At 68.2% G+C, this 17,154-nt stretch carries 18 protein-coding genes; 4 read left to right on the plus strand and 14 right to left on the minus strand.

The genetic code is table 11. From position 1 onward, the window contains the following. Positions 1 to 119: 119 nt before the first annotated feature. The 7 genes from AC3A6Y_RS09255 to AC3A6Y_RS09285 all read right to left on the minus strand — a co-directional run bounded on the left by AC3A6Y_RS09255 (position 120) and on the right by AC3A6Y_RS09285 (position 6,612). Entirely contained in the window at positions 120 to 1,334 is a 1,215-nt protein-coding gene (locus tag AC3A6Y_RS09255) for a PP2C family protein-serine/threonine phosphatase (RefSeq protein WP_487867936.1), read from the minus strand. Between the two features lie 2 nt (positions 1,335 to 1,336). Further along, positions 1,337 to 1,831 carry a Rab family GTPase gene (locus AC3A6Y_RS09260; RefSeq protein WP_487867937.1) on the minus strand — a complete coding sequence of 165 codons (495 nt, stop codon included), beginning with the start codon at positions 1,829 to 1,831 and terminating at the stop codon, positions 1,337 to 1,339. Positions 1,832 to 1,845: 14 nt separating this feature from the next. Continuing rightward, positions 1,846 to 3,705, minus strand: a complete 1,860-nt coding sequence (locus AC3A6Y_RS09265) for an OmpA family protein (RefSeq protein WP_487867938.1) — start codon at positions 3,703 to 3,705, stop codon at positions 1,846 to 1,848. Between the two features lie 103 nt (positions 3,706 to 3,808). Continuing rightward, the gene (locus AC3A6Y_RS09270) at positions 3,809 to 4,447 is read right to left on the minus strand and encodes a hypothetical protein (protein ID WP_487867939.1); all 639 of its coding nucleotides are present in this window, start codon (positions 4,445 to 4,447) and stop codon (positions 3,809 to 3,811) included. An 84-nt stretch (positions 4,448 to 4,531) separates the two neighbouring features. Further along, entirely contained in the window at positions 4,532 to 4,975 is a 444-nt protein-coding gene (locus AC3A6Y_RS09275; RefSeq protein ID WP_487867940.1) for an ATP-binding protein, read from the minus strand. A gap of 7 nt (positions 4,976 to 4,982) precedes the next feature. Beyond that, on the minus strand, positions 4,983 to 5,405 hold the full coding sequence (locus tag AC3A6Y_RS09280; RefSeq protein ID WP_487867941.1) for an STAS domain-containing protein: 423 nt from the start codon (positions 5,403 to 5,405) through the stop codon (positions 4,983 to 4,985). A 205-nt stretch (positions 5,406 to 5,610) separates the two neighbouring features. Beyond that, positions 5,611 to 6,612, minus strand: coding sequence for a GlxA family transcriptional regulator (locus AC3A6Y_RS09285; protein ID WP_487867942.1), 1,002 nt, complete (start codon positions 6,610 to 6,612; stop codon positions 5,611 to 5,613). A 38-nt stretch (positions 6,613 to 6,650) separates the two neighbouring features. On the opposite strand from AC3A6Y_RS09285, the gene AC3A6Y_RS09290 reads away from it, so the two are divergent. From AC3A6Y_RS09290 to AC3A6Y_RS09300, 3 genes are all read left to right on the plus strand, one after another. Next, positions 6,651 to 7,787 carry a DJ-1/PfpI family protein gene (locus AC3A6Y_RS09290; RefSeq protein WP_487867943.1) on the plus strand — a complete coding sequence of 379 codons (1,137 nt, stop codon included), beginning with the start codon at positions 6,651 to 6,653 and terminating at the stop codon, positions 7,785 to 7,787. Positions 7,788 to 8,070: 283 nt separating this feature from the next. Beyond that, positions 8,071 to 8,202 (plus strand): RHS repeat domain-containing protein, encoded by a 132-nt coding sequence (locus AC3A6Y_RS09295; RefSeq protein WP_487867944.1) that lies wholly within the window; start codon positions 8,071 to 8,073, stop codon positions 8,200 to 8,202. Positions 8,203 to 8,282: 80 nt separating this feature from the next. Continuing rightward, entirely contained in the window at positions 8,283 to 10,133 is a 1,851-nt protein-coding gene (locus tag AC3A6Y_RS09300; protein WP_487867945.1) for a transglutaminase domain-containing protein, read from the plus strand. A gap of 335 nt (positions 10,134 to 10,468) precedes the next feature. Here AC3A6Y_RS09300 and AC3A6Y_RS09305 read toward each other — a convergent pair whose 3' ends face one another. Next, a complete protein-coding gene (locus tag AC3A6Y_RS09305; protein WP_487867946.1) occupies positions 10,469 to 10,678 on the minus strand; it encodes a hypothetical protein in 210 nt (69 codons plus the stop codon). Positions 10,679 to 10,683: 5 nt separating this feature from the next. Next, on the minus strand, positions 10,684 to 11,151 hold the full coding sequence (locus AC3A6Y_RS09310; RefSeq protein WP_487867947.1) for a hypothetical protein: 468 nt from the start codon (positions 11,149 to 11,151) through the stop codon (positions 10,684 to 10,686). Between the two features lie 136 nt (positions 11,152 to 11,287). Here AC3A6Y_RS09310 and AC3A6Y_RS09315 point away from each other — a divergent pair, with 136 nt between their 5' ends. Then, positions 11,288 to 11,695 (plus strand): hypothetical protein, encoded by a 408-nt coding sequence (locus AC3A6Y_RS09315; protein WP_487867948.1) that lies wholly within the window; start codon positions 11,288 to 11,290, stop codon positions 11,693 to 11,695. On the opposite strand, the gene AC3A6Y_RS09320 is transcribed toward AC3A6Y_RS09315, so the two are convergent. The 5 genes from AC3A6Y_RS09320 to gsiB all read right to left on the minus strand — a co-directional run bounded on the left by AC3A6Y_RS09320 (position 11,658) and on the right by gsiB (position 17,142). Continuing rightward, entirely contained in the window at positions 11,658 to 12,476 is an 819-nt protein-coding gene (locus tag AC3A6Y_RS09320) for a M55 family metallopeptidase (RefSeq protein ID WP_487867949.1), read from the minus strand. The genes AC3A6Y_RS09315 and AC3A6Y_RS09320 overlap by 38 nt on opposite strands. Further along, on the minus strand, positions 12,473 to 13,567 hold the full coding sequence (locus AC3A6Y_RS09325) for a DmpA family aminopeptidase (RefSeq protein WP_487867950.1): 1,095 nt from the start codon (positions 13,565 to 13,567) through the stop codon (positions 12,473 to 12,475). Before AC3A6Y_RS09325 ends, AC3A6Y_RS09320 begins: the two co-directional genes overlap by 4 nt. A 28-nt stretch (positions 13,568 to 13,595) precedes the next feature. After that, complete coding sequence (gsiD, locus tag AC3A6Y_RS09330; RefSeq protein ID WP_487867951.1) at positions 13,596 to 14,519, minus strand: glutathione ABC transporter permease GsiD; 924 nt, start codon at positions 14,517 to 14,519, stop codon at positions 13,596 to 13,598. 7 nt (positions 14,520 to 14,526) lie between these two features. Then, positions 14,527 to 15,447, minus strand: a complete 921-nt coding sequence (gene gsiC / locus AC3A6Y_RS09335) for a glutathione ABC transporter permease GsiC (RefSeq protein WP_487867952.1) — start codon at positions 15,445 to 15,447, stop codon at positions 14,527 to 14,529. A 159-nt stretch (positions 15,448 to 15,606) separates the two neighbouring features. Then, on the minus strand, positions 15,607 to 17,142 hold the full coding sequence (gene gsiB, locus AC3A6Y_RS09340; RefSeq protein ID WP_487867953.1) for a glutathione ABC transporter substrate-binding protein GsiB: 1,536 nt from the start codon (positions 17,140 to 17,142) through the stop codon (positions 15,607 to 15,609). Positions 17,143 to 17,154 lie beyond the last annotated feature (12 nt).

A 17,154-nucleotide genomic window follows, 5' to 3' on the forward strand; every position in this document is an offset into this window, starting at 1 on the left:
GTGCTGCAAATACCGCAACTGTCGTCTTTGCAGCAACGAACAACATGAGCACCGTACCAGAGGCGCGTCATCCAGGCTTCGTAGCGCGGCCGGCAAGGTGAACGGCCGCCGTCGGCGGCTCACACCGCCAACGCGATGATGGTGAAGTCGTCCTCGAGCACGCCGGGCCCGTGCATGTCCCGCGCGAAGTCCAGCAGCCGGTCGAGCTCGGACTGCCCCTCGGGCACCGGGCGCGCGAGCACTTCGGCGAAGTCCGAGAACGCCAGCATGGACCCGTCCGGCCGGGTGATCTCGTAGGTCCCGTCGCTGAACACGAACAGGCGGGCCGGCGATTGCAGGTTGCAGTGCTCGTCGCCATAACGCGCGGCAGGCGAGATGCCGATGCTGGGGCCGCTGGCCTTCAAGGGCACACAGTTCCCGGCGGCTCCGCGCGGGCCGCTCACGAGCATGGCGGGCGGGTGGCCGGCCGAGGCATAGCGCAGGCTTCCGGTGCCGCGCTGATAGACGCCGTACCAGACGGTGCAGAACAGCTCGCCGTGGCGCTCCATCTGGTAGGCCTGGTTGAGCGCGGCGAGCACCTCCGCGGGCCGGCGGAAGTCGGTGCGCGGCAAGGCCTCCGAGCGCAGCGTGTCGGCGACCGCCACCGAGAGCAGGGCAGCGCCCACGCCGTGGCCGCAAACGTCGATGAGATAGAGCGCGAAGTGCTCGTCGTCGATCCAGTGGTAGCCGAAGGAGTCGCCGCCCAGCTCGGTCGAGGGCACGAAGCGCCAGTCGATGGCGAGGGGCTCCGACAGCGGCGCAGGCAGGATGGAGCGAACGTAGCGCTCGGCGTCGCGCAGCTCCTGCTGCAGGCGGTCGTGCGTGCGCTGCAGGGCTTCGCGGGACGCCGCGAGCTCGCTGTGGGCGCGCCTCAGTTCCTGGTTGGCCGCCTCGAGCTGCTCGATCAACCGGGCCTCGCGTTGGCTGAGCAGGGTCATGTCGTAGGCCTTCTGCTGCACCCGCTGGGCCTCGTCGTGTTCCGTCGTCACGTCGAGCAGGACGATCCAGACGGTGCTGTCCTCGGCGAACAGATGCACGTCCGCCACCCGCCCGCTGGGCATTTCCATGGAACGCAGGAGAAAGGGGTTCTCCGCCAGCGGCAACAGGCCTTCCAGAAAGGAAATCCGGTCGCAGGCGGAATCGCCGGGCTGGAGGCCGGCCAGGCCGTAGTGCGCCAGGTCGCCGCCCACATGCACCAGCTTCTGCGCGTCGTCGACGGCCAGGTGCGCGAGCGCGCGCTGACCGTGGACCAGCAGCATGAGCGAATCGGAAATCTGCGCCGGCAGGTCCAGCATGGCTATCGCGCGAGCAGCGCCGCCAGGTCCTCGAAGCTGGCCTCGACGCCCTCGCCGGTCTTGGCGCTGGTCCGGCGGAAGGTCCAGCCCGCGCTTTCCAGCGCCTGCAGCCGCGGCGCGGGCAGGGCCCAATCCTCGACCAGGTCCGCCTTGTTGAGCAGGGCGAGGAAGGGGATGCTGCCGACCTCGGCGTCGACGCGCGCCCGGATCGACGCCGCGGTCTCCAGGGTTTCGGGGCGCGTGCCGTCCACCACCAGCAGATAGCCGGCCGCGCCGCGCAGGTAGCTCAGCCGCACCGCCGACATCTCGTCTTCGCCGGCGATGTCCCACAGGATCAGCGCCAGCGGCTCGGTGCCGATGGTCAGCACTTTCTTGTCGATCTTCACGCCGACCGTGGTGAGGTAGGCGTCCGAGAAGATGGTGTCGACGAAGCGGCGCACCAGGCTGGTCTTTCCGACGCCGAAGGCACCGAGCAAGCAGATCTTTTTTTGCAGCATGGGTTGGCAGGGCCTCAATCGCTGGTGCCGACGACGAAGGACACGCGGCGGTTCATCGACAGCTCGTCGGCGCTGGCGCCGGGCCGCAGCGGCTCCAGCGGGCCGGCGCCGCGCACCGAGAGCAGGGTCGGGTCGATGCCGCGGGCCCGCAGCATGGAGCGCACGACCTCGGCGCGCCCCAGGCTCAAGGCCAGGTTGGCGGTGTCCTTGCCGGTCGCATCGGCGTGGCCGACGATCGTGACCTTGACCGAGAAGCCCAGGCCGCGTGCCACCCGCACCAGCTCGCGCAGCTCGAGCGCAATGGTGTCGAGCTCGGCGCCCTGTTCCGCCGTGGGGCGCGGTGCGTTGTTCTCGAAGGGGATGACGTGCGCCTGGATGGCGTCGCGCAGGCGGATGTAGTCCGGGTCCTGGACGTCCTTGAGGGCGCTGAGATCCACCAGCGGGGCGCCGGCGGGCAGGCTGTTCACGAAGGCCCTCGCCTTGTCGACCCAGTGCTGGGGGGCGCTGCCGTCGGCGCGAATGCCGTTCGCGTCCTGCGAGAGACTGACGGTCGGGGGCGGATTCAGGGTCGCCTGCAGGCGCTTCCGCATGATGGCCGGATGCAGTGCCTGGTAGGGTTCCCAGCGGCCGACGACGCGCGACGGGTCCAGCTTCGCCGGCGCCAGCAAGGTCTCCGGCTGCGCGGCCAGCGGGTCGCGCAGCCCGGACACCCGCCACTTGCCATCCTGGCGGTCGGCCCCCATCACGACGATGCCGGGCTGGTCTCGCAGCGCCGCCACGTAGCGGTCGACGCGCCGCTCCTCCACCAGGCGTTGACCGAGCCAGTAGCCCAGCAACAGCAGCAGCAAGAGGGGGACGCCCCAGAGCAGGGGCGACAGTCTTTTCTTCGACTCGGCCCCCTGCGACCACAGGCTGGGCCGCAGCCGCTGCTGGCCGGTCTGCTCGAAGGGCGCGGTGTCGCCCTGGAAATCGTCGAGCGCCGTGCGCCATTCGTCATGGATGGCGGCCAGCGTCTCCACCAGGGACAGTCGCAATGCCGGGGGTGGGTTGCCGTGGATGACAGCGGCGAGGAAGGCCGAGGGACCTTCCTCGCACCACAGCAGCAGGTCGCCCAGGCGCAGGCTGTCGATGCTGCGGCCCTTGGCGCCGCCCTCGGCCGATTCGTCGAAGGAATCGCGCACGAAGTCCTGGATCGCGGAGAGCATGGCCGACACCAGTTGCGGATCGCGCGAGGTCGCGTCGTCGGCCGCCTCGTGCGCCAGCAGCAGGCCGGTCTTGCGATGCACCAGGAACAGGTGCTCGACGCGGAAGACGGCGGTGTGCTTGAGCACCACGTCGGCGAAGGCGCTGCCGCTGCGCCAGGCCTCCAGGCGCCACTTGATGCCGCGCCAGGACAGGCTGTGCTTGAGCGCCTGGTTGAGCGACTGCAGCTTGCCTTCGAGCGTCTCGGCGATGGCCTTGCGGATCGCCGGCCCCATCACGGGGTACAGGATGTCGACCATCGTGTCCGGATTCTTCCGGATCGAGGCCTGGGTGGCCTTCTCGACGGTGGGGGCGATCACCTGGCCGAGGCGCTCGTCCTGCGCCGCCAGCTCGAAGGCGGCGGGCAGCACGGCACCGACCGCATCGGCGAATTCGCGCGGATCGTCGAACTTGCGCTGCAGGCGCGCCAGCGCCACCTGCTCGCGTTCGAGCAGCACGTCGCGCAGCGCCTCCATGCGCGGATCGGCCGCCGGGCGGGGCGGCACCGGCAGCGGCACGACCACGTCGGGGTTGACGCAGCGGGCCAGCTCCAGCAGCAGGCCGGCGAGCCGGCGGTTCGGATCTTCTTCGGGGGGACCGCGGGTCGCAGCCAGCGGCAGGCGCGCTGTCACGCGGCCTCCTCCGCCCCGGCGGTCTGTCGCGGGGGCGCGCGGCTCACTGGAGCACCTTCGCCTTCGGCTGCGCTGCCAGGGGCCTTCGCAGCGGCCGTGCGGCTCAGGCGCTCGCGCCGTTGCCGCCCTTGGGCGACATGTCCTGGTTCAAGCATTTGGCGATCTCGACGAACAGTCCCGCGAGCAGGTTGCGATCGGTCTTGACGTTGCTGAGCTCGGCGAACATCCGCTCGATGGTGGCGCGGGTGTCGTCCTGGCGCCGCCGCATCTCGTCGCGCAGGCCCTGGACCTCATGGCCCAGGCTGTCGGTGAAATCGCGCCCCTGGCGCGCGAGCTGGTCGGAGAGCTGGGCGAGGCGCTTTTCCAGTGCCTGGGTCTGCTCCCGCAGGTTGCGCTCCATTTCCTTGTCGGCGTCGGCGCGCAGGTCCTTTTCCTCGCGGAACTGGCCGGCGACCGATTCGAGCTGCTTCTTGATCGTCGCTTCGAGGTTGGTCAGGCTGCGGGAGGACTCCGATTCCATGTCGCGCATCCTTTGCGCGAAACGGTCTTCGAGGACCGAGAAGCGCTTGTCGTAGTCCTGCATCTGATTGCCGAACAGCAACTCGCGCATCTTGTCGACCCCCGAGGCCTCGCCCTGGCCGGCAGGGCCGTTCGGGCCGTTGGGCTGGGTGGCCAGGGCCGCGCGCGCGGCCATTGCGCTCTGCGTGTCGATGGTGGGGAGGGGCTTGGCTGCAGTTCCCATGGTGTGTTTCCTCGTGGTGATGCTTTGTGGAAGTGGCGCCGTGGGGGCGGCGCCCGCGGAATGGCTGGTGTGGCGGGCCCTCGCTCAGGGCGGCGCCGTCGGCCGGAAAAGAAGCGTCAGGCGGTTGCGGCCGTCTTCGCGGCGGTAGTGCATGCCGTCGGAAAAGCGGCGAACGATGGGAATGCCCCAGCCGCCCACGTGCGCATCCTCGAGGCTGCTCGCATGCATCGGTTGCGACGCCTGCAGCGGGTCGAAGGGGCTTCCCTCGTCTTCGACGACCAGGGCCACGGCCTCGCCTTGCCACCCCAGGCGCAGGAGGATGCTGGCGTGCGCAGCCGCGTCGCCGCTGCCGTGGGTCATGATGTTGGTCAGCGCCTCGGTCGAGCACAGGTCGAGCTGCTGTGCGGTGCGGGCCGGGAGCCGCTGGCGCTGCGCCCAGTCCTGCACCCACGCGCTCACGCGCGAAAGCTCTCGCAGCTCGGAACCGACGATCAGGGAGGCCTGGGGCTCCCTGTCGCTGGAGGACATCAGGGCCTCACTCGGCTCCCGCCTTCAGCGCGCTGAAGGCGGTGTCGACGTCGGGATAGAGCGGGATGATGGTGTCGATTCCCGCAACCTTGAGCACATCCGCGACCAGCGGCTGCGGGCTCGCCAAGGCCATTTCGCCGCCGCGCTGCCTCTGGGCCCTCGCGTTGGTGATCAGGGCGCGAATGCCGATGGACGCCAGGAACGACACCTCGGACATGTCGACCACGGCGAGAAGTTTCCGGGTCGCGACGAGCGCGGAGAAGCGCATGTCGATCTCTTGTGTGCCGGCGCTGTCCAGGCGCCCGATCAGGCTGATTTTCTCGATGCCCTCAGCCAGTTGCTCCGTCCTTAGCTCCATGCCACCTCCGTTTTTGATGTGTCGATGAGCGTTGAACCGGCAGTCGCCCCCCCGGCGCCAGGATCGCTGCACTCGCGCGCTTCTCTGGGCCGGAGCGCGTGATGGTGAGCGTCCCGCAATCGAAAGCAGGAACTTTTGTAGGATACGCGCAAAGAACGGCGGCGTCGATAAGTGTGACTGGCGGTACGCGATTCCTCCCTGGCGCAGGCCGGTCTTGCGCCCTCTCGCTTCGGGAGAGGGCGGGGTGAGGGCAGCCCACAGCCCAGCCCGTCGATCCCTAAGAGTGCCGCTCGCCGTCCCGCCATTTCTGCGGCGTGAGCCCGTGCTGCCGCACGAACGCGCGCTGCAGCGCATCCACCGAGCCGAAGCCGCTGCGGCCCGCGATCCGTTCCTGCGTCCAGCGCGTGCGCCGCAGCAGCTGCGCGGCAGCGGCCACCCGCGTCCGCTCGACGAAGCGGGCCGGCGTGCAGCCGGCCTCGGCGGCGAAGGCGCGGGCGAAGTTGCGGGGGCTCATCTGCACGCGAGCCGCCAGCACCTCGACCGACAGGTCCTCTTGCGGATGCGTGCCGATCCAGGCCACCAGCTCGCGCAGGCGATGGCTGGCCGAAGCCTGGGCCTGCAAGGTCGGGCTCAGCTGCGGCTCGCCCGCGCCGCGCAGCATCGGCAGCGCCAGCGTGCGGGCGATCTCCATCGCCACCGCATGGCCCAGGTCGTCCTCGACCAGCGCGAGCGCGAGCTCGATGCCGGTGGTGACGCCGGCCGAGGTCCACACCGGGCCATCGTGCACGTAGATGCGCTCGTGCCGCACCCGCACCTGCGGCCGCAGCGCCTGCAACTGGTCGCAGGCGCGCCAGTGCGTGGTGGCCTCGCGGCCGTCGAGCAGGCCGGCTGCGGCGAGTGCGAAGGCCCCTGTGCACACGCTCGCGATGCGGCGGGCCTGCGGCGCGGTCTGCGCGAGCCAGGCGCCGATGCGCTGCTCGACGATGGCTGCCCGCACCCCCGGCTCGTCGCCGCCGGCGACGATCAGCGTGTCGATCGCGACGGGCAGCTGCTGCAGCGTGCAGGTGCCGGCGAAGCTCAGTCCGCCATTGGTCGACACGGTGCCGCCGGCCGGCGATGCGATGTGCAGGCGGTAGCTGCCGGGACGCATCTGCTCGGCCTTGGTGAAGACGCTGGCCGGGCCGGCGACGTCGATCGCCTCGACGCCGTCGAAGGCGACCAGCACGATGTCGTTGGCAGAAAGCGCGGCTTCTTCGTCCTTGCGGGGCGGGGTGGGCATTCTTAGGCTCAGGACATCGCGGTTACGGAAGGGCGGCCATGTCGAAGTGGGTGCGGGCGCTGATCGGGGCAAGTATTGCAGCGTTGGGGCTGGCAGGCTGCGGGGCCGGTGCGCCGCAGCCGCCGGCGCAGGACGATCCGGCCGGGGTCGCGCGCGAGAAGCAGGCCTTCGTCGAGTCCTTGAAGCCGCGCAGCGCGGGCCGGCCGATGGTCGCGGTGCTCGCCCTGAACGAGGGCACGGAGATGACCGACCTGCTGCTCCCGCACGCGGTGCTGCAGCGTGCCGGCGTGGCCGATGTGCGGGTGGTGGCGCCGCGTGCCGGCCGGGTGAGCCTGTATCCCGCGTTGGAAGTCGAGGGCGCGCAGGACATGGCCGGCTTCGACCGGATGCATCCCGCGGGCGCCGACTACGTGATCGTCCCTGCGATGAGCACCGACGACGACCCCGCCGTGACGGCCTGGCTGCAGCGCCAGGCGCGGCTGGGCGCGCGCGTGATCGGCGTGTGCTCGGGGGTGCGGGTGGTCGGCCGGGCCGGCCTGCTCGACGGCCGGCGTTTCACGGGCCACTGGTACGACCATGGCACGCTGCTTCGGCGTCACCCGGGCGCCACCTACGTGCCGGACCAGCGCTATGTGGTCGACCGCGGCGTCGCCACCACCACGGGGGTTACCGCCTCGGTGCCGGCCATGCTCGCGCTGGTGGAGGCGATGGGCGGGCGGACGACGGCCCAGGGCATCGCCAACGAGCTCGGCGTGTCTTCGTGGGGTCCGGAGCACGACAGCGCCTCTTTCCGCCTCGATGCCCGCCGGGCCTGGACCTATGTCCTCGACAAGGCCTTGTTCTGGCGCGTCGAGCGCCGGCGCGCCGAGGTGCAGGACGGCATGGACGACATCGCCCTGGCGTTGGCCGCGGACGCCTGGTCTCGCACGGGGCGCGCGAGCGTGGAGGCCGCGTCGGCATCGGGTGGTTCGGTGCGATTGAAGAGCGGGCTGGTGCTGGTCGCGCGGCCCTCGGCCGATGGGTCGCCGCGGCTGCCGCTTTCGCCGGGGCTGAAGCCGGTACGGCAGCTGGATCGCACGCTGTGCGAAATCGCCGAGCGCTTTGGCGACGCTCGGCGGGACCGGGTGATGCTGGAGATGGAGTACCCGGGGAGGGGTACGGATTGCGCGGGCTGAGCTTCGGTTTTGGCCGGCTTTGCGGGGCGCTGCGCAAGAAGGGCGCCCGCAGATTGCGCGACAAAAAACGAGTATTTGTTTTCCCCCGGCTCGACTACAGTCCGCGCCACATTAAGAAGCCAGGGGTCCCATGAGAAAGAAGAATTCCGCTGCATTGCCAGCGCACGCATCGAGTTCGCACGCATCGATGCCATCCGATCGCCCTCTGCCGGCGCGGATGTCGAGCCGCACAGTCCTCGCCGTTTTCCTGTTCGGCGTTGCTCTCGCAGCCCATGCCGGTTCCGTGAACCACACGTATGACGCCCTGGGCCGATTGGCCAGCACCGTCTACAGCAACGGTACCTCCTCCACCACGATCACCTACAGCTACGACCCCGGGGGCAATCGCACTTCGGTGGTGACCACCTCGCCGTAGCGTCGGCGCGCTGTCGCAGTCCCGGCCCGGGAGGGCAGGGCTGCTCCTTACCTTTTCCATCAAAACACTGGGGAGTTCCCATGTCCAAGCTCGCGCGCGCCTGCGCCGTTGTCGTGGCCGTTGCCACATCGCTTGCAGGCGGCATCGCTGCCGCGCAGATCCAGAGCGGCGTGGCTCGCAAGGCGGCACCGCCTGCCGTCGCCCTCGGCGTTCCCGTCGCCAATCCCAATGCCAAGGCCAGTGGGAGCCAGCGTTCGTCTTCCAATGCCACGGCGGGCTCGGGCAGTTCGCTGAACTTCACCAGCGGCCAGCCCGCCCTGCGCTACCTGCCGGACGACCTCCCCACGGCCAAGGACCCTGTGCGGCGCGAGGCCATCAAGGACGGCGCGAAGGATGCCGATGCTGCCGCCCGCGGTGCAGCCCCAGCCGGCAACACCAGCGAGTTCGCTCCCGCCCCCGGCGTGCTGCGCGCCAACATGCCCCCCGTCAGCTTCGCCGACGCCGAACGCATCCTCAAGGCCAGAGTGCTTCCGGCCAACCTCAATCAAGGCGTCACTGCGGCTCCCAAGACCAGCAAGACCTCGGCCTCGACCTCGACATCGGTCATGAAGATCTCCGGCGACGCCAACGCCCTGGGCCCGGCCTCCATCGCCGAGCTCGCCCGGTCGCTGCGCCACCACCCCGACCTGATCTACCAGTACGTCCGCAACAACATCGAGTACTACCCCGTCTTCGGATCGCAAAAGGGGGCCCTCGGCGCCGTGCTGGACAACCAGGCCACCGCCCACGACCAGGCCACTTTGATGGTCGAGCTCCTGCGTGCCTCCGGCGTCGAGGCCAACTACGTGCGCGGCATCGCCAAGATCAGCGCCGCGCAGCTGGCCGAGTGGTGGGGCGTGAGCACCGCCAACGCCTGCGGCGTCCTGTCGCTCCTTGGCCAGGCCCAGATCCCCGTCTACGAGATCAACGCCACCAGCGCCGGCAGCTGCCCCGGCACCGTGGCCGCCTTGACCGATGTGTCCATCGAGCACGTCTGGGTCAAGGCCAGGATCAACGGCAGCTGGTATGCGTTCGATCCCAGCTACAAGCCCCACACCTTCAAGAGCGGCATCGACCTCGCCAGCGCCGCCGGCTACAGCGCTGCCAACCACATGGACTCGGCCCTGAGCGGCGCCACCGTCGGCACCGACTACGTGCAGAGCATCAACCGCACCAACATCCGCTTCAATCTCGAGAAGTACGCCGGCATCCTCGCGGGCTACCTGCGCACCTACAAGCCCGCTGCCACCCTGGACGACGTCCTCGGCGGCAAGACCATCGTCCCGTTCTTCGGGGTGCTGCGCCAGGCCGCGCTGCCTTACCAGAACACCGCCTGGGGCAGCGAGGAACTGGCCGAACTGCCGGCCTACATGAAGCCCACCCTGCGCATCCAGTACCAGGGCATCGACCAGACCTACACCTCCGATGCCATCTACGGCAAGCGGCTCACCCTCACCTACAACGGCGCCAACCAGCCCATCCTCAAGCTCGACGGCGTGGCCGTCGGCAATCCGGGCACGGCCGTGACGCCGGGCGCCTCCACCCCGATCACCTTCACCGTCACCCACAACGCCTACGTCTCCACCTGGGCCAACCACAGCTTCAGCCAGAAGATCAAGGGCGGGGGCACCAACACCTTCCTCATTGCCAACGGCTGGGGCCCGGCGGGCCGAGGCCCCGCCGAGAACTACCGCCGCATCCAGAGCGACCTCAAGGCCGCCGGGGCCGCCGATGCCTCCGAGCCTCTGCTGGGCAGCACCCTGGCCGTCATCGGCGCCCAACGACGCTCTAAATACTACAGGTTGCCCACGATCTTCGCTCGCGATCCGAAGTCCAATTTGGTCCGAGCTGTACTGCTCGACGGAAAGCACAACATACGTCTTTCCGGGTAGAAGCCAACCTTGCAAACTCTCGGCTTGAAGGTCAACTGAGTTGCGCAATGAGACCTTCATGGCCAAACCCCGTTGTGTTTGAAGACCGCTTTGAAGTCGTCCGAGAAGTGCGTTGCACCGGTGTTCAGGTTTTGATAGAAATGGACTTGGAAAGGGCCTGATGGACTATTGAACGTCTGCGTAGTCATCTTGGCCCAGTCGGCCATCTTGCTCCCGTCAGCGGTCAGAGCCCACGGGATCGAGATCGTCACTGCCGCTTCGGCTGTCGCGCGCATCGCGGCGGGCGCATAGAGCAACGCCCGCGCAAGGCGGGCGTTTTGCGGTCGCGCAAAGGACTACGAATGTGAGGAATCCATCTTGTCGATGAGCGAGCTAATCTCTTTCAGCAGAGCAGCTACGCGCTCACGATTTGCGCCAATCCGAGTCTCGAACTCGAACACCGCGATTCCGTTGCAAACCTCGTTGAGCGCAGCGTTCACGATCAAAAGTTCCTCTCGGCCAATATCGATCCGCGAACGCTCTGCAGCAGTGTTGATGACTTCCATATGCCTTACCTCAAGCCGTCAAAGTAGGCGCGACCATTCGTCGGTTGGAATGCAGTACCACCATCGGCCGCGCGCGGATTTCTGATTACTACGGTGCCACTCGACTCTTGCCAGTACGCTGAACGACCGCCGCTCAGTTGGCGCGAAGCCGTCGGGTTGTTAACCACGTTCTCGATGTGATTGGCAAACTGCTCGCGTGTGCGAATACCAAGGCCCTTGAACTCGCCTTGATTCAAGACGTGCTTTTCAAACGCATGGCCTCCGGCGATCTCTTGGCCGGCAAGCTGACCACGTAGTCTGGCTGCGTTAGCCAGACTACCGGCCTCGCCTGCCCCCTTTGCTGCATCTGCAATCTTATCTGCCGCTCCGATCAATTTAACACCCGCGCCTACAGCTGCGCCCGCTGCCGGATTCAGCCCCTCAACGCTTTTGAGGGCAATGTTTACTAAGGATTCGTTCTGGAATGCCGCCACTGAAGCGCTCCAGCCGCTGCTAATGGCACTTCCGAGACCAGCGGCCAGCGCCGAGGCTTCGCGCGCGATCAATCCGGATGGGTCGGTCCTGTTCGCCGGGTTGCTGCCCACGTAGGCGTACAGGTTGACGTCGTCCTTGTCCGCTCAGAACCTGCTGTACGACGCCACGGACCTCGTTGCCGCGTACGACGCGGCGGGAACCACGATGCAAAGGCGCTACGTGCATGCCCCCGGCACTGACAAGCCCATCGTCTGGTCTGAAGGATCGGGCACCACCGCGAAGAACTGGTTCTACGCGGACCACCTGGGCAGCATCGTGGCCACGGCCAACGCGGCGGGCGCGAGCACGGGCATCTGGATAGCAGGCGAGCTCCATCGCAGAACCAGCTTCTTTGATCCGAACCTAGTAGTCATTCAAGCTGCAACTCGGTCTGATAGGAAGAGCGCAGTAAAAATCTTGCTGCGATCGGGGAGGCCGCCGAAGCTGCGTTGCGGCGGTGTCGTCCTCAACGCAGCATCGCCGACATCGCCGAACAGCAGTTGAGCATCCGCACCGCCGCTTCCACCGAGGCCGCGGTGAAACGAAGCTCCGTCGGCCCGCTGCGCTCGAAGGCCGGCCACTGGCAGAACAGGTCCGCCAGCGCGGGCGTCTGGGTGCGCAGGGTGACGGCCAAGGGCTTCTCCAGCACCAGAGGGCGGGCCTTCCCCTGCGCAGCCAGGCCCGCGGCCACCCCTTCGCGGATCGCCGCGCAAGACCGCGCCGGCGACAGCGAGACCCCGCTGGTCTGCCCGGTGGCGCGCTTGGTCTGCACGAAGGTCGCGTGCGGGAACAGCGCCCGGTTCTCGGCGATGAAGACGTCGTCGCCGCTCGCCATCAGCACCGGCACGCCGTATTCGCCGGCGAGCGCGCCGTAGAGGCCGGCCTCGCCCAGCGCCTGGCCGCCGATCTCGATGCCTGCGAAGGCGAAGCTGTTGATGGTGTGGGCCAGGATGCCCGCGCCGCCGGCGCGCGAGTGGTAGCCGACCATGCACACGCCGTCCACGCCGAACTCCACGCCCGCCACCATGCTCAAGTAGCGCGGCTTGCCCTGGATCACCTGGGCGCGCGCATCGAGCAGGTCTGGCGGCATGTTGCGGAAGTCGCCATGCGAGTCGTTGACCCAGACCTCGGCGGCGCCGCCGTCGAAGGCGCCCGCGATGGCGGCGTTGGCCTCCTCGGTCATCAGCCGGCGCGCACGCTCGTACTCGGGATTGCCGGCGCGCACCTGCTGGGAATGGAAGACGCCGGCCACGCCTTCGATGTCGACGGAAATCAGGATCTTCATGGATGCAGGTCCTTGGGTGGGGCGAAGGCATCGGCAGGCCAGCCGCGCAGCAGGTCGGTGAGGGCCGGGCGCACATGGCCGTCGCGCCCGGTGATCGACTCGGCCCGCCACAGCGCATGCAGGATGGCCTGCTCCACGCTGTCGGCCGCGGCCTGGAACAGGCCGTCTAGCAGCGCGTCGTGCAGCAGTGCGACTGCCGGCATCGGCTGCTCGCGCCGCTGCGGCAGCGTGTAGGCGGTGGAGAAGGCCAGCGCGATGTCGCCGCTGCCGTGGCCGAAGACCGAGCCGGTGCGCGCCAGGCCGGCACCGGCGCGCAGCGCAAGGCGGCGCAGCTGGCGCGCGTCCAGCGGCGCGTCGGTCGCGATCAGCATGATGATCGAGCCCTTCTCGGGCTCGGCCGCCGGCGGCGCAGCTGTCGACTGAGTCGCCAGCCGGGTCGACAGCCGCTCGCCGACGGCACGGCCCGCGATCACCAGGTTCGGCAGCAGGCCGTAGTTGGCGAGCACCAGCGCGCCCACCGTGTGCACGGCGGCGCCCGGCGTCGACACGCACCGCGAGGCCGTGCCGATGCCGCCCTTGAGCGCGAAGCTGGACATGCCGCGCCCTGCGCCGACCGAGCCCTGCGCCACCGCTTCGCCCGCCGCGGCCCAGGCCTCGAGGTAGTGGTGCCCGCGCACGGCCATGCGCTGCATGTCGTTGAGAAAGCCGTCGTTGCACTCGAGGACCAGCGGATTGACGCTGGGCAGGCTGCGCCCGCATTCGGGATTCATCGCGATGGCGGCGCGGATCTGCGCTTCGGCCACCGCCGGCACCGAGAAGGTGTTGGTCAGCGCGATCGGCGTTTCGAGCACGCCGAGCTCTTCGACCTGCATCAGCCCCACGCTCTTGCCGAAGCCGTTGAGCACCGCGACACCCGCCGGCACCCGCTGCTGGAAGGGGTCGCCCGCATGCGGGCACAGCACCGTCACGCCGGTCTGCACCGCGCCGTCGTCGAGCGTGCAATGCCCGACCTTGATGCCGGCCACGTCGGTGATGGCGTCGCGCTTGCCGCAGGGCAGGGCGCCGATGTGCGGGGCGGCGGGGGCGGGCATCACCGCATCCGGGCCAGAGCGATGAGCGTCATACGCGGTCGATCTTCGGATCGAGCGCATCCCGCAGGCCATCCCCCAGCAGGTTGAAGGCCAGCACCGTGAAGAAGATCGCCAGCGACGGGAACAGCGCCACGTGCGGCGCGTTGACCATGTCGGCGCGCGCCTCGTTCAGCATCGCGCCCCACTCGGGCATCGGCGGCTGCGCGCCCATGCCGAGAAAGCTGAGGCTGGCCGCCGTGATGATGGAAGTACCCAGGCGCATCGTGAAGTACACGACGATGGAGGAGATGGTGCCCGGCAGGATGTGCCGCAGCAGGATGGTGCGGTCGCTCGCGCCGATGCTGCGGGTGGCCTCGATGTAGGTGAGGTTCTTCAGCGCCAGCGTGTTGCCGCGCACCAGCCGCGCGAAAGCCGGCACGCTGAAGACCGAGACCGCGACCACCACGTTGGTCATGCTGCTGCCGAGGATGGCCACCACGCCCAGCGCCAGCAGGATGCCGGGAAAGGCGAAGAGCACGTCGGAGATGCGCATCACGATGCGGTCCCACCAGCCGCCGTAGTAGCCGGCCAGCAGGCCCAGCACGGTGCCGATGATGGCGCCCAGCACCACCGACAGGAAGCCGGTGGCCAGCGAGATGCGCGCGCCCATCAGGATGCGGCTGAAGATGTCGCGGCCCAGCGGATCGACGCCGAACCAGTGGGCGGCCGAGGGCCCGGTGTTGAGCTTGTCGTAATCGAAGAAGTTCTCGGCGTCGTAAGGCACGATCCAGGGCGCGAGGATGGCAATGGCAATCAGCAGCAGCACGAAGACGCCGGCGCCCATCGCGACATGCTGCATGCGGAACTTGCGCCAGAACTCGGTCCACGGCGTGCGCACGCGCGACGAGGCGGCGATCGCGGCGACCGGCGGCTCGGCCACGGCAATGATGGATTCAGCGGGAGGGGTGCTCATCGCCTGTTCACTTGTAGCGGATGGTGGGGTTGATAAAGCCGTAAAGCACATCCACCACCAGGTTGATCAGAATGAATTCCAGCGAGAAGAGCAGCACCAGCGTCTGGATGATGGGGTAGTCGCGCATGTCGACTGCGTCCACCAGCAGGCGCCCGAGGCCGGGCCAGTTGAACACCGCCTCGACCACGATCGAGCCGCCCAGCAGGAAGCCGAACTGCAGGCCCATCATCGTGACCACCGGGATCAGCGCGTTGCGCAGGCAGTGCTTGAGCACCACCCATTTCTCGGACACGCCCTTGGCGCGCGCGGTGCGCACGAAGTCTTCCTGGATCACCTCGACGAAGGAGGCGCGGGTGAAGCGCGCCATCACCGCCGCCACCGCGGCGCCCAGCGTGATCGAGGGCAGGATGTAGTGGCGCCACGAGTCGGCGCCGACCGTGGGCAGCCAGCCGAGCTGCACCGAGAAGATCTGCATCAGCAGCATGCCCAGCGCGAAGGCCGGGAACGAAATGCCCGAGACCGCCAGCGTCATGCCGAGCCGGTCGGGCCACCGGTTGCGATACACCGCCGAGGTGATGCCGATTGCCATGCCGAAGACGACTGCCCAAGCCATGCTGGTGAGGGTGAGCAGCAGCGTGGGCATGAAGCGCTCGGCGATCTCGGTGGACACCGGCCGCTTCGAGCGCAGCGAACGGCCGAAGTCGCCCTGCAGCATGTTGGTGAAGAAGTTCAGGAACTGCTGCGGCAGCGGCTTGTCGAGGCCGAGGTCCGCGCGCACCAGCGCCACCGTCTCGGGGCTGGCGTCCGGTCCGGCCGCCAGCCGCGCCGGGTCGCCGGGCAGCATGTGGACGAACAGAAACACCAGCACCGCCACGATCAGCAGTGTCGGAAGCAGACCCAGCAGGCGCTTGAGGACGTACTGAGTCATTGGTTCACCCCCAGCCTTGGCGCACTTCGTGTCGCTTTCGCCAATCCCCTTCCGGGGGCAACACCAGCGGCCCGGCAAAGCCGGTTCCGCGGTGTTCCCCGATCAGCGGGCGCGGCGTCAGGCGTCGAGGCCGGTGCCGGGCGTGGCGGAGCCCTGAATTCACTTCAGTTCCACTTCGTCGAAGTTGAAGCTGCCGTCCGGGATCACGTAGAAGCCGCTCAGGTTGCGCGCCCGCACCGACAGCAGTTGCTCGGTGACCAGAAAGGCCCAGGGTGCGTCCTTCCAGATGCGCTGCTGCGCGTCGGCATAGATCTTGGCCTTGGCGGCGGGATCGGTGGTCACCAGCGCCTTCTTGATGTCGGCGTCGACTTCGTCGTTCTTGTAGTAGGCGGTGTTGAAGAGCTTGGGCGGGAAGGACTCGGACGCCAGCAGCGGGCGCATCGCCCAGTCGGCCTCGCCGGTCGACGAGGACCAGCCCACGTAGTACATGCGCACGGGGGCGGTGGCCGGGTCTTGCGCGCTCTCGACGCGTTCGACGCGCTGCCCGGCCTCGAGCGCCTGCACCTGCACCTTGATTCCGACCTGCGCCAGCTGTTGCTGCACGAACTGGATCACCTTCTGGGCGGTCGTGTAGTTGTACGCCGACCAGAGCGTGCTCTCGAAGCCGTTCGGGTAGCCGGCCTCCTTCAGCAGCTCGCGCGCCTTGGTCGGGTTGTAGGGCCAGGGGCCGAGCTTGGCCGCGCCCTCGATGCCCTTGGGCAGCACGCCCTCGGCCGGAATGGCGTAGCCCGAGAACGCCACCTTGACCAGCGCCTCCTTGTTGATCGCATAGTTGATCGCCTCGCGCACCTTCGGGTTGTCGAAGGGCTTTTGCTGCGTGTTCATCGAGATGTAGCGATGAATGATCGAGGGCGAGGTGTTCACCTCGAGGCTGGGCTTGTCCTTCAGCGTCGCGGCTGCTTCGGGTGGCATCGGGAAGGCGAAGTGCGCCTCGTTGGTCTGCATCATCGCGGCGCGCGTGTTGTTGTCGACCACCGGACGGAAGGTGATGGTGTCGACCTTCGGATAGCCCTTCTTCCAGTAGCCGTCGAACTTGGCGACCTTCAGGTAGTCGGTGGCCTTCCATTCGACGAACTTGAAGGGGCCGGTGCCCACGGGGTTCTGCGCGATGCCCTTGCTGCCGTACTTGGCCAGCGCGGCCGGCGAGATGATCACGCCCGAGGGATGCGCGAGCGTGTTGATGAAGGGCGAGAAGGGCTCGCTGAGCGTGAAGCGCACCGTGGTCGCGTCGACCGCCTCGGTCTTGGCGATGTTCTTGTAGAGGTTGTAGCGCTTGAGCTTGTTGTCCGGGTTGGTCACGCGGTCGAAGGTCGCCTTTACCGCTTCGGCATTGAAGGGCGTGCCGTCGTGGAACTGCACGCCGGTGCGCAGCTTGACGGTGTAGACCAGCCCGTCCTTGCTGACGGTGTGGCCGGTGGCCAGCACCGGCACCATCTTCATGTCCTTGTCGAAGCCGTACAGGCCCTGGTAGAAAGACTTGGCCACCGCCTGCGACAGCGTGTCGTTGGCGTCGTAGGGATCGGTGGTGGTGAAGTTGGACTGCACGGCCACGACCACGTCCTTGGCCGCCTGTGCCGACATGGCAAGGCCGGCCAGCGCGAGGGCGGCTGCGATTCGGGTAAGACGCTTGTTCATGCGAAGACTCCT

The organism is Variovorax sp. Soil_C_17 (genome assembly GCF_057657265.1).

What these genes read in the sequence shown, in the direction of transcription:
- AC3A6Y_RS09255 (WP_487867936.1), bottom strand. Translation starts at nt 1,334, where the DNA reads ATGCTGGACCTGCCGGCGCAGATTTCCGATTCGCTCATGCTGCTGGTC.
- AC3A6Y_RS09260 (WP_487867937.1), bottom strand. Translation starts at nt 1,831, where the DNA reads ATGCTGCAAAAAAAGATCTGCTTGCTCGGTGCCTTCGGCGTCGGAAAG.
- AC3A6Y_RS09270 (WP_487867939.1), bottom strand. Translation starts at nt 4,447, where the DNA reads ATGGGAACTGCAGCCAAGCCCCTCCCCACCATCGACACGCAGAGCGCA.
- AC3A6Y_RS09275 (WP_487867940.1), bottom strand. Translation starts at nt 4,975, where the DNA reads ATGTCCTCCAGCGACAGGGAGCCCCAGGCCTCCCTGATCGTCGGTTCC.
- AC3A6Y_RS09285 (WP_487867942.1), bottom strand. Translation starts at nt 6,612, where the DNA reads ATGCCCACCCCGCCCCGCAAGGACGAAGAAGCCGCGCTTTCTGCCAAC.
- AC3A6Y_RS09290 (WP_487867943.1), top strand. Translation starts at nt 6,651, where the DNA reads ATGTCGAAGTGGGTGCGGGCGCTGATCGGGGCAAGTATTGCAGCGTTG.
- AC3A6Y_RS09300 (WP_487867945.1), top strand. Translation starts at nt 8,283, where the DNA reads ATGTCCAAGCTCGCGCGCGCCTGCGCCGTTGTCGTGGCCGTTGCCACA.
- AC3A6Y_RS09305 (WP_487867946.1), bottom strand. Translation starts at nt 10,678, where the DNA reads ATGGAAGTCATCAACACTGCTGCAGAGCGTTCGCGGATCGATATTGGC.
- AC3A6Y_RS09320 (WP_487867949.1), bottom strand. Translation starts at nt 12,476, where the DNA reads ATGAAGATCCTGATTTCCGTCGACATCGAAGGCGTGGCCGGCGTCTTC.
- AC3A6Y_RS09325 (WP_487867950.1), bottom strand. Translation starts at nt 13,567, where the DNA reads ATGCCCGCCCCCGCCGCCCCGCACATCGGCGCCCTGCCCTGCGGCAAG.
- gsiD (WP_487867951.1), bottom strand. Translation starts at nt 14,519, where the DNA reads ATGAGCACCCCTCCCGCTGAATCCATCATTGCCGTGGCCGAGCCGCCG.
- gsiC (WP_487867952.1), bottom strand. Translation starts at nt 15,447, where the DNA reads ATGACTCAGTACGTCCTCAAGCGCCTGCTGGGTCTGCTTCCGACACTG.
- gsiB (WP_487867953.1), bottom strand. Translation starts at nt 17,142, where the DNA reads ATGAACAAGCGTCTTACCCGAATCGCAGCCGCCCTCGCGCTGGCCGGC.